At 34.6% G+C, this 11,030-nt stretch carries 6 protein-coding genes; 3 read left to right on the top strand and 3 right to left on the bottom strand.

The genetic code is table 11. The annotated features are described in order from the left end of the window. The coding region (locus J7K39_04015; GenBank protein MCD6179050.1) for a T9SS type A sorting domain-containing protein at positions 1 to 675 on the top strand (675 nt) is incomplete at its 5' end. Positions 676 to 928: 253 nt separating this feature from the next. Next, positions 929 to 5,011: a right-handed parallel beta-helix repeat-containing protein gene (locus tag J7K39_04010; GenBank protein ID MCD6179049.1), complete on the top strand. Its 4,083-nt coding sequence runs from the start codon at positions 929 to 931 to the stop codon at positions 5,009 to 5,011. Between the two features lie 74 nt (positions 5,012 to 5,085). Here J7K39_04010 and J7K39_04005 read toward each other — a convergent pair whose 3' ends face one another. Together J7K39_04005 and J7K39_04000 are read right to left on the bottom strand one after the other, a co-directional pair. Beyond that, positions 5,086 to 5,811 (bottom strand): TonB-dependent receptor plug domain-containing protein, encoded by a 726-nt coding sequence (locus J7K39_04005; GenBank protein MCD6179048.1) that lies wholly within the window; start codon positions 5,809 to 5,811, stop codon positions 5,086 to 5,088. 19 nt (positions 5,812 to 5,830) lie between these two features. Next, positions 5,831 to 6,559 carry a TonB-dependent receptor plug domain-containing protein gene (locus J7K39_04000; GenBank protein MCD6179047.1) on the bottom strand — a complete coding sequence of 243 codons (729 nt, stop codon included), beginning with the start codon at positions 6,557 to 6,559 and terminating at the stop codon, positions 5,831 to 5,833. A 141-nt stretch (positions 6,560 to 6,700) separates the two neighbouring features. On the opposite strand from J7K39_04000, the gene J7K39_03995 reads away from it, so the two are divergent. After that, complete coding sequence (locus J7K39_03995) at positions 6,701 to 9,526, top strand: S9 family peptidase (GenBank protein ID MCD6179046.1); 2,826 nt, start codon at positions 6,701 to 6,703, stop codon at positions 9,524 to 9,526. Between the two features lie 58 nt (positions 9,527 to 9,584). On the opposite strand, the gene J7K39_03990 is transcribed toward J7K39_03995, so the two are convergent. Next, positions 9,585 to 11,030 (bottom strand): hypothetical protein (locus J7K39_03990; GenBank protein MCD6179045.1); only part of this gene is annotated, 1,446 nt, incomplete at its 5' end.

The following is an 11,030-nucleotide window of genomic DNA, read 5'->3' as shown; positions in this document are numbered from 1 at the left end:
GGATCATTTTATTTAAATCCGGATTCCAATCCAACCATTATCAACAGCATACTTTATGGAAGCAGTAAGCCGGAGATTTATTTAGGTGGAGGAGTGCCAAGTATTACATATTCTCTTGTTGATGCAGCATCTTCCGAGTCTTATTTTGGACTAGGCTGTATGGATGAGAATCCTTATTTTGCAACAGGATCAAATTACAAACTTTCAAACAATAGCTGTTCTTACAGCGATGGAAACACCGTGATTTCTCCAGCTATTGATGCTGGCCATCCTGATTCTTTAGATCTGGTTCTTGATTGTTATCAAGGATTGGGTACAGAACGTGCAGATATGGGTTATTATGGCGGTGGATTATCAACTGTTCACGTTGGAACGGAAAATCTTGAGTCTCAAATTTTAGATGGCTATGGTTTGTCTCAAAATTTCCCTAATCCATTCAGCACGAAAACAACTATTGAGTTTAGTTTGCCTAGAAAAGAAAGAGTAAGCTTAAAAGTGTATAATATTCTTGGGGAGCAAGTAGCCGAATTGATTAATAAAGAAATGCCAGCAGGTGAGCATAGGGTTCAGTTTGATCCTGCTTCTGTGGTTGGGAAAACATCCTCTGGCTTCTATTTTTATCAAATACAATTGGGCGATTTTGTAGAAACAAAGACAATGATTCTGAAAAAGTAGAATAAATTCAATAATCCAATTTTTGTAAAACCCTGCTAAATTATTTGGTAGGGTTTTATTGGACAAAAGGTGTTGATACGGATTTAAATTGAAACATTACGGTTTCTTGTTTTTTACAAACGTATTCAAAGTAATTGGTTTTGTTTCACAACAAAAGCTATATTTACATATTGTAATTACTTTTTTTGTACTTAAAAGCGTATAAATTCTCACGTAAAATATAAAAATCAATTAAAATTAACGGAGGCAAAAAATGAAAACAAGTAAAATCAATTTTTATCTATTAGCAATTATATTGCTTTTAACAAGTAACATTTCTGCACAAGATGATGGCACCCTTGATAGAACCTACGGAGTTAGCGGTATTATAAAGACTGATGTTGAGTCGGGAAGTATTGGAAAACAAATTTTACTGCCAGATAATTCTACTTTAATTTTATCATATAATGAAACCGGTAGTATCCTAATAAAAAATCTTGAAGATGGTTCGTTTGATGAATCTTTTGGTGAAAATGGAGTTGCTGTTATAAACAAGGGATCATATTTCAGCATAATTGGTGGCATTGATGTTCAATCTGATGGGAAAATTATTCTAACTGGTAGAAGCGAGGGGGATAATAGTGATAAGATTTATCTTCTAAGATTAAATAGAGACGGAAGTGCCGATGTTGATTTTGGAGAAAATGGCTTCTTACTATTAATTGAAGAAACTGAAGCTGATAGTTGGGCGTATATTAAACCTATAAGAGTAACTAAAAATGATAAATACTTGGTTAGTATTCAATACCGCAGTGGAGCTATCTCTGAAACCAATTTCTATAAATCAGAACTAAGGCAGTATAACAACGATGGAACTTTGGATTCTAATTTTGGTGTGGGAGGAATTACTGAATCACCAATTGGGGATAAAATAATAATAGATATTAATGAAAACATCTATATTGCCCGTGCCTTTTATGGGTTTCCTAATGAATTTTCAGTTAGTAAATACTCAAAAGAAGGTATTGCTGATAGTGAGTGGGGCGACTCAGGCTCTTATATTGCTGACGGTAATTCATTAAATATTGGGAATGATATTATTCAACTTGAAGGGTTTGATGTTGATCCATACGGGCAAATAATTTGTGCTTTAGAAATAGTTGGAAATACAGTACATACGTTGATACTAAAACTAAATTCAGAAGGTAAATTGGATGCTTCGTGGGATAATGATGGAATAAAGGATGTAAATTCTAACCGGTCAGAGGAAGTCTATTTTATGCCTGATAGAAAAATAGTTTGGGGCGGAGAAGAGTATGGTTTACGTGGAGAAAGTCGTGAAAAAATAATATTTTTAGCTCGCTTTAATGAGGATGGTTCAACAGACAATACTTTTGGATATGAAGGAAGAACCCGTTTCAGCGAAGAGCTTGCTGATACAACAGATTATCTCCGTGTTTTTTCTTTTATAAAAAGACCAAATGATGAAAAACTTGTTGTGGCTTTTGATACATATGAAACTCTTGGATTTGCTCGCTATCTTAACTTTAGATCTTATAGTAGCAAATACGTTTCGGGTAACGTCTCTGGTGATTGGGATGTTGACACAGTTTATGTTACTGGGGATATTACAATTCCACAAGACGAAACTTTAGAAATAAAACCAAATACATATGTTTACTTTACAGGTGAATATAAGATGGATGTTTACGGCACTCTAATCGCCAAAGGAATAAAGAATTATAGCATCACTTTTGCTTCTGATACACTTAAAGAAACAACTTCATACCCCTACTACGAAGGATTCTGGTATGGAATAACGTTTCACTCTACCGATGAAAACGAACAAACTCCATCCACATTAGATTATTGTAATATTAAATATGCTTATGAACGATGGTTGGATGAAGCGAGTAGTCAATTTAATAGACGTTTTGGCGGAGGTCTTATTTTTTACAAATCAACTGTAAATGTATCAAATACTAAACTGTCTGATTGTTATGAATCCGGTAGTTTAGGAGGTGTTTTTACTTCAATTTATTCTTCTGGAAATATTAAAAATGTTTCTATGCTTAGAGCGGGTTCAATAACTCTGTTAAGCTCCGATGCAAATATTGAAAGTCTAAATATGAATGGTACGTTTGGCCTTTATGCTGATAGCTCTAAAGTTAAAATTAAAAATTCAATCTTTGAAAACCCTGTTCAATATTCTGGCCACGGTATTAACGCTGAACATTCTGAAGTTGAAATAACAGATTGTGAAATATCAAATTATAATGGAAATGGAATACGTGCAGAATTTTCTTCTTTTAAAATTGAACATGTAGGTATAAAAAATAATGGTGGTGATGGTGCAATTTTTCTTGAATCGCCATCAACTATTGTAAATTGTGAAATTATTGGAAATAGCATACATGGTTTGCGTTTCCAAACAGTTCAAAACTGGGGAACCATTTTTACATCCGAAATAAAAAATTGTGTAATTGCCAAAAACGGTGCTACGGGAATAAAATTTTGGTCGCGAAATACAGCCAATATTACAAATTGTACTATTGCTGATAATACTAACTCTTCGGGTTGGGGTGGCGTTTTAGGAGGCGAGATTGATCCACAGCTTAATAATTGTATTGTTTATAATAACGGAAGTGATTTAAATTATCAAGCAGGTGGTCTTTACACCTATTCAATTATTCAAGGTAATTATGTTGGTAGCGATGATGCAACAACAAATATTGAAAATATTGCTCCTCTTTTCCGCGATGCTGCTAATGATGATTATCACCTTCAAAGCACAGCTTGTGGAAATACTTCAAACTCTCCAGCCATTGATATGGGCGACCCAAACATAAGTGATCTTGTTTTAAATTGCGAGTCTGGAGGTCTTGGAACAAAACTCTCCGACATTGGTGCTTACGGTGGTGAAGACAATTGGTGGGATAAATCAATACTTCCTGGTTGTCATTTTACGGGTGAAGTTTCAGGCATTTGGGATTGCGAAACAATAACTATTGATGGAGATATTTTAATTCAGGAAGGCGATACATTAATAATTTCTGAAGTTGTGAAGCAAGTTCTTGTTTCTGGTCCTTATCAAATAAAAGTTGAAGGTGTTTTGTTAGCTATTGGGGCAGAAAGAGAAGGGGTAACTAAGCTTGACACAGACTATATAAAATTCCAAGGTGAAAATTGGAAGGGAATACTTTTCAATAACTTAAATGATTCTGAAGTTGGCACATCAATTATTGCAAATTGTAGATTTGATTATGCAGATAAAATGGATATGACTTATCAAGGTGGCGGAGCAATTGCAATTTATAATTCTGATAATGTGGAGGTTAAACACTCATTATTTTATGCAAATAGTGCAAGATATGGTGGAGCAATGTATATTGAAGATTCTAACCCACATATTGAGGATTGCTACTTTGAACTAAATGGAAAAGAACTTGGACAAACTGGCGAAGCTATTACAACAGCCGGTGGAGCTATGTATATTAAAAACTCAAATCCATATTTACACAAATTACAGTTTATTAATAATTACTCAATCACTGGTGGTGGTGCTGTTGTTGTGGACAATTCTTCACTTACTATTAGTAATATCTTGTTAGCCAAAAATGAAACTGCTGGAATGGGTGGTGCAATAGAAGTTACAGCGGATATTACCGGTTCTCTTCTCAAAGTTGTGAATATGACTTCAGCAGATAATGTTTCTATTGATAATGGTGGCGGAACTTTTCACACTTATGGCGAAAACACAGAGTTAGAAGTTATAAATAGTATAATGTTTGATAATAGTAAAGTTGAATTATACGTGGAAGGAAAAACTCCTGTTATAACATATTCCATAATTGAAGGCGATTCGGAAAAAGCTCATTTTGGAATTGGTTGCCTGGATGAAGATCCATTATTGGAAAGTTCAACTGGAATGATTTACAGATTAGAAACATCATTATTAGGGTATTCTCCCGCAATTGATGCTGGACATCCAGATTCTCTTGATGCTGTTTTATCTTATGATGAAGGACAAGGTTCATGGCGTGCCGATATGGGTTACTATGGCGGAAGATATTCTGTTGCAACAGTTCACGTTGGAACTCTTGACTTAAGTAAGAGTCATACCATCAATATTTATCCCAACCCAACCCAAAATTCGGTAACGCTGGATTTATCAATGGAGAGTATTGGCGACTTCCGATATTCGGTTTATAATCTTGTTGGGCAAATGATGGAAATGAAAGAAGTGGCTGGCTTAAAACGATTAAATATTGATTTCTCTACTTACAAAACAGGAATCTATTTTATCAAGGTAGAAATTGAGGATAAAGTCTATATGCGCCAAATCATTAAGAAGTAAAAAATAGTTTGAATTAAAAGAGCCGCCCTTCTGAAAAAAGAAAGGCGGCTCTTTTGTTTAGCAATATTTAAATGTTACCTATCGTTAGCTGTTTTAAGGACAATTACAATTACACCATTAGCTCCACGCGAACCGTAAATAGCCGCAGAAGCTCCTTTTAGTATAGAAATAGACTTAACATCGTTAGGCGAAATATCAGAAATGCTATAAGCTGGACTTCCATTAACAACATAAAGAGGTTCGCTGCTTTGCGTTAAAGAGGATTTTCCTCTAATTGTTATACTTTGACCATTAACAACAACACCAGAGACTTCACCTTTAATCATATCGTAAATGTTGGAATAAAAATGAGCGTTTTTCAACTGTTCTTTGTCCACCTCACCAACACTATTAGTTAAATTTCGTTTATGAGTATTTCCGTAGCCAACATTTACTAAATCACTTTCGTCTTCTTCAGATGTATTTAAACGATTTTTTTGTACCAAATTTTCTGAGGATAAAACAAATTTTACTTTTTCTTGCCCTTTATATTCTAACTCATCCACTCCATTAAAAAGAGTGAAAACGGTAATGGTTTTTACATCTCGTTTTACTTTTAATTGAAATCTACCATCATCATCACTTTTTATATTAGTTTTTTTCCCATCAACAAAAACAGTAGCATTCCGTATGGGATTATTCTCCATATCAACAACTAAAGCTTTCAATACTATTTTCTTACTTTTCTTTTTACTTTGAGCATTTACACCTTCAACGATAAAGGCACTAATAAATAATAAAATTATTAGTTTGTATTTCATAATAAGTGTTTTTATTTTATTAATCGTCAACGGCAGTTTTAAGAGTTATAACAATAACACCATTAGCACCACGCGAACCGTAAATAGCGGTAGATGCTCCTCCTTTTAAAACTGATATGGATTTTACTTGCGATGGAGAAATATCGTCGACACTATTAACTATCATTCCGTTTACAACAAAAATTGGAGAATTACTCAATGTAAGAGATTTTACACCTCTAATAGTGACGGTACTGCCACTAACTGTAACACCGGCAACCTCGCCTTGAATCATCTCGTAAATATTACGATAGTGATATACATCTTTAGCGGTATCTTTATTGGCTTTACGCTTACTATTATTAATATTCCGGTTATGTGCTTTAATATAAGCAGCTCTTGTCACGTCATTTTCTTTGCCTTTTGCCTCCTCAACTGCATTTTGAATAATGTCTTTTACTGTCTTTAATACAAAAACCATTTCTTCCTCTCCTTCATAGGCAATTTCCGTTGCTCCTTGTATAGGTGTAAAAAGAGTTATGGTTTTAGCGTTTGACTTGATTTTAAGTTCAAAACGCCCTTCATCATCACTTAAAATTTTGCAGTTTTTTCCATCAACAAAAACAGACACCTCTTTTATAGGTTTATTTTCAGTATCTAAAACGAGCCCTTTTAAAATTGTTTTTTTTATTCTTTTTTTATTCTGTGCATAACTTCCGCCAATTGTAAAAATACCAATCAACAGAATTAAAATTAGTTTGTGTTTCATAATGTGTTTGTTTTGTTTTACGAAGATAATATTTTTAACGGGCATGCACAAACAAATACTTAGCCAAAATCTGACTACTAAAGTTTGATCCATAGAAATTTGTATTTTAGCTTACCGTTAACCAAATTAAAACATAAACCTATGCGAAAATCAGTACTTATTGTGGCTTTTATACTCATCAGCCAAACACTATTAACAGCACAAAATAAAAAAGTAATCTCACCGGAAATATATAACGACTGGAAAAGCGTTTCGTCTACAATAATTTCTTCAAACGGAAATTTTGTTAGCTACGAACTTAATCCACAAGTCGGAGACGGAAATCTTATTATTAAAGATTTTGATGGAAATAATGAAAAAGTTTTTCCTCGTGGATACAAAGCCGTTTTTCCTGAATCAGAAGATTTTATTGTATTTAAAGTGAAAGCCGAATACAAAAAAGTACGCGATTTGAAACTAAAAAAGAAGAAAAAAGACGACCTTCCAAAAGATTCCTTGTTTATTCTAAACCTTAAAATGGATAAACTCGAATCCTATGCAAATCTAATTTCTGTTGAAGTTGCTAAAGAAGGAAGCAATTGGATGGCTTTTTTACTAAAAGCTGAAAAGCCTAAAAAGGACACGACTAAAAAAGAAGAAGAAAAGGAAAAACCAAAAAAGAAGAAAAAAGCACCTAAAAGCGATCCGAAGACGAATATACTAACCCTAATGAATCCGGTAAGTGGAGCAAAGTATGAGTTTAAAAATGTTGCAGATTATACTCTTTCCCGGAATGGAAAACTTATAGGATTTAGCACTTTTGAAAGAGACAGCCTGCCGCTATCTAAACTATTTGTTTTCGATACAAAAAAAGAAAAAACAGCAGAAGTATTTAAACTGCAAGGAATTATCAACAAACCTACGGCTGACAACAAAGGAAATAATCTTGCATTTTTAAGCACTATCGATACCGCAAAACACAAACTTTATCGCTTACATAATTATTCTGTTAAACAGCAATCACTAAAAATGATTGCAGATACCAATAATATTGCATTTACCAACGATTGGACAGTAAGTAAAAACGGGAAAATTTATTTCTCTCGCGATGATGAAAAACTATATTTTGGTATTGCTGCAAAGCCCGAAAAAGAAATTAAAGATACTCTTCTATCAGAAGAAAAAGTAATTATCGATATTTGGCACTGGCAAGATCCCCTTTTGCAACCGCAACAACTTGCACAGCTTTCTCGCGAAAAGAAAAGAACATATTTAAGTGTTTACCATTTAAAAACAGACAAACTTATACAGTTGGCTTCTCCCGAAATGCAAGAAGTTCGTACTCTGCTTAAAGGTAATTCCAATATTGCTTTAGGTACAGATAACAGAGCTTATAAAAAAAGAATGTCGTGGGAAATGCCCGGCTATCGCGATGTTTATGCTGTAGATGTAAATACCGGAGACAAAAGCCTGCTAATTAAAGAAATTCAATCTCGTTTTGGCTTATCGCCTAATGGCAAATATGTATATTGGTATGCTAACGAAGACAGCAGCTGGTATGCAAAACCAACAAAAGGAGGAAATATCGTTTGTTTAACAAAAGGTATTAATGTTCCTGTTTACGACGAATCCGACGATTATCCACAAGACCCGGGAGATTATGGTTTAGCAGGCTGGACAGCCAACGATAAAAATTTAATCTTTTACGATAAGTTCGATCTTTGGATAGCCGATCCATCAGGAAAAGAAAAAACACGTAATCTAACCAAGGGTTTTGGAAGAAAAAACAATATACAACTTCGTTATCTGAAACTCGATCCTGAACAAGAATGGATAGATACCAAAACTCCAATAATACTCAGAGCACAAAATAAAACTACTAAGCAAGGAGGCTTTTACGCTCTTAATTTCAAAACATCTAATGTTGAGGAGTTAACTATGGGAAACTATCGTTATTTATCACCCATTAAAGCAAAAAAAGCTAATCGTATTATTTGGCGAAGAGGAAATATTAAAGAGTATTACAACCTTTGGTCGAGCACTCTATATTTTAAAAACGAAATGAAATTATCAGAAGCTAATCCTCAACAAAACGAATATAATTGGGGAAGTGTTGAATTGGTAAAGTGGAATAATACCGATGGAAAAGAAGTGGAGGGATTACTTTATAAACCTGAGAATTTTGACCCTAAAAAGAAATATCCGATGATAGTATATTTCTATCGTTTACATTCCGATAATTTATTTTATCATTATACTCCCTCTCCAAGCCGATCTGTAATAAATCCTATTCATTATGTAAGTAATGGCTATTTGGTATTTATGCCTAATATTCATTATAAAGATGGTTATCCCGGAATGAGTGCCTATAACCATGTAGTTAGCGGAACATTATCCATTATTGCCAAAGGTTTTGTTGATAAAGAAAATATTGGTATTCAGGGACAAAGTTGGGGCGGTTACCAAACACTGTATATTGTTACACAAACAGATATTTTTAAAGCCGCTAACTCGGGCGCTCCGGTTTCTAATATGACAAGTGCTTACGGTGGTATCCGCTGGCAAAGCGGAATGAGTAGAATGTTCCAATACGAAGAAACACAAAGTAGAATTGGTGGAACATTATGGGAAAAGCCTCTGCATTATATTGAGAATTCCCCCGTATTTTACGCGCCAAAAATTAATACTCCAATTATGTTTCGTCACGATGATAAAGATGGAGCTGTGCCTTGGTATCAAGGAATAGAAATTTTTGTGGCTATGCGCCGATTAAATAAACCCGCTTGGTTATTAAATTATAATGATGCCGGACATAATTTGACAAAAAAACGTGCAAATCAAATGGATTTTACCATTAGGATGAAACAATTCTTTGACTATTATCTAAAAGGAGCTGCTGCTCCGGAATGGATGATTGATGGAATCCCCGCCATAAAAAAAGGAAAAACATTAGGCTTGGATTTAAAAGAAAACACTATTCTAAAATAACTTATAACAACTAAGAGATTCTTCTCCGCCTTTTGGCGGAGAAGAATAACAAAAGGTTTCAAGAAGTAAATTCCAGACCTAATTCTACTAATTTTTCTCGACTTGGTTTACTGCTGTTTTTATCCCATCCGCGATCAACATAATATTCTTCTATCCATTTATCAAAATCCTCATGAGTAGATAATATACCTTTCCCTTTTCCGTAGGTATGAGCATCTTTAAAAAAGCGTTCGGGCAAACAATCATCATCACGATTAAATCCTTCGCGATAGTTAAACATTTTCTCCAAATTAAAAATACGCTCTCCAATGCGATTAAACTCCTCATCTGTTTGCTCAACACCAGTAATAGCTTCAATAAATTGACGGTAGGAAATTTCTCCTTTATACCACCTTCCGGCAAAACTACAAGCTCCAAGAGAATCTTGAGTAGCATCGTAATTCTGACGATTAGGATTTGATCCATTCAAATGACAAGCACCCCTATTTGCTGTTCCATAAGTTATCATCATCCTTTCAGCATGAGTATTTACATTCCAAGCGGCTAATTCGTGTCCTTTCACATGAATAGCAAATTCCTCAGAACCTTGACCAATATGAGCTGCTAAAGCTTTTACCCCCTGAGAAGCAAGTTTTCCAACGCCTTCTTTACGAACGATTTTATGTATCATCTCTATGGATGCATCTACAGCTCCCCACCTTAAATCAATCCCATCTAAAAATTCAAGATCAATCAAACCTTTTTCACGAGCTTCCATTAAAAAGCCTAAAACACCACCAACAGTAATGATATCTATTCCATAATCATCGCAAATAAAAATCATTTTATTAAGACCTTCCAAATCAGAAATTAAAAGGTTAGCGCCCATCATTGTTCCTGTTTCATATTCCGGACCATCGTGAACAACACCGCCATAAGCTCCTTTTGCAAAACCACTTTTCTTACAAGCAAGCTGACAAGAAAAACAAGCAAAATCGCGCTTCCAAATCTGAGTACGTGCCGCTTTAGTGTTGATTTTTTCTATTTCTTTGAAAGTCCCTTCACGGTAATTTCTTACCGCCATAGTTCCATTATTACTGGAACTTTCTAAAGCATTAGCTGTTCCACCCGAACGCCAATATCCAACACCTTCTTTATCTTCACGAAAAGCCGTACGTGCTTTGTCTAAAAGCTCCAAATACATTTTATGTTTTGCCAAATTGGGCTGTTGATTACCATTTACAACTATAGCTTTTAAATTCTTGGAGCCCATAACAGCACCTACGCCTCCTCTTCCGGCAGCCCGAGCAGCAGTATTTATTATACTTGCATAAGGAACTCCATTTTCACCACCTTGACCGATATAACAACTTTGGTATTGCTTACCATATTTCTCAATAAGCAATTTATCAAAACTGTCCGTTCCCATTCCCCAGTAAGAACGAGCACTTTTAATTCTTACTTTATCATCTTCGATAAGAATATAAACAGGCGAGCTGGCTTTACCTGTAACAGCAATACCATC

Source organism: Bacteroidales bacterium, assembly GCA_021157585.1.
Taxonomy (GTDB): Bacteria; Bacteroidota; Bacteroidia; order Bacteroidales; family UBA12170; genus UBA12170.
This window is presented reverse-complemented; position numbering and strand designations above follow the sequence as displayed.

Bases quoted from the DNA above. Each gene is read 5' to 3' on its own strand.
- J7K39_04000 (MCD6179047.1), bottom strand. From the start codon at position 6,559: ATGAAACACAAACTAATTTTAATTCTGTTGATTGGTATTTTTACAATT.
- J7K39_03995 (MCD6179046.1), top strand. From the start codon at position 6,701: ATGCGAAAATCAGTACTTATTGTGGCTTTTATACTCATCAGCCAAACA.
- J7K39_04010 (MCD6179049.1), top strand. From the start codon at position 929: ATGAAAACAAGTAAAATCAATTTTTATCTATTAGCAATTATATTGCTT.
- J7K39_04005 (MCD6179048.1), bottom strand. From the start codon at position 5,811: ATGAAATACAAACTAATAATTTTATTATTTATTAGTGCCTTTATCGTT.